Origin of the sequence: Extibacter muris, from assembly GCF_004345005.1 — a bacterium.
Taxonomy (GTDB): Bacteria; Bacillota; Clostridia; order Lachnospirales; family Lachnospiraceae; genus Extibacter; species Extibacter muris.
This window is the reverse complement of the sequence record NZ_SMMX01000082.1, coordinates 1-624: the sequence shown is the minus strand read 5'-3', so window position 1 is coordinate 624 and position 624 is coordinate 1. Positions and strand designations below refer to the sequence as shown.

Sequence of the window (624 nt, the reverse complement as noted above, 5' to 3'; positions counted from 1 at the left end):
AAAAAGAGGACAGAAGAATAAAGACCTGGCTTAAGGTTTCTGTCCCTTCCCCCTTTTTCCTCTTCCGCTTTCTTCTTTCCTTCCCCTTCTCTTTCTTCCCCTTTCCTATCTTGCCCTCTTTCCCCTTTTCCCTATTCCCTGTCTCTCTCCCTTTTTCTTTTGACTTTCCGTCCCTGAACAACACTACGTTCGCATGGCTTCTTTCTTTTTCCTTTCCCTCTTCCCTCCCCCCCCCTCTTCTTCCTCCTCTTCATGCTGAGTCCCTTTGGACGAGTCAGTTATTGTTGCTCTCTCCCTCTTCCCCTCTTCTTCCCCTCTTCTTTCTCCTTTTCCTTCTTCCCTTCCTCCCCTCTCTTCCTTCTCTCCTCTCTTCCCCTCTTTATCTGTTCTTTGTCAACCTCTTCCTCCCTTTCTCTTCTTCCCCCTCCTCCTTCCTTCCTCCCCCTTTCTTTCTCTTTTCTTCCTCTTTTCCTTCAGTGCGATGGCAAGCTGAGCATCTATCCTATCCGGCGTTTCTGCGCAGGGGGTCTCCTTTGCCTTCTCCCTTCTCCTCTTTCTCCGGTGGCATCCCTCCTTCTTTCTTCCCCTCTCGCTCCTCTGTACGAGGGGTTCTCTTCCTTTCTC

At 50.2% G+C, this 624-nt stretch carries 2 protein-coding genes; both read right to left on the bottom strand.

Translation table 11 applies throughout. The features are described 5' to 3' along the window. Nucleotides 1-184 (bottom strand): hypothetical protein (locus E1963_RS20300; RefSeq protein WP_207669425.1); only part of this gene is annotated, 184 nt, incomplete at its 3' end. Nucleotides 185-393: 209 nt separating this feature from the next. Beyond that, on the bottom strand, nt 394-624 hold a 231-nt coding region (locus tag E1963_RS19985; protein ID WP_201272100.1), incomplete at its 5' end, for a hypothetical protein.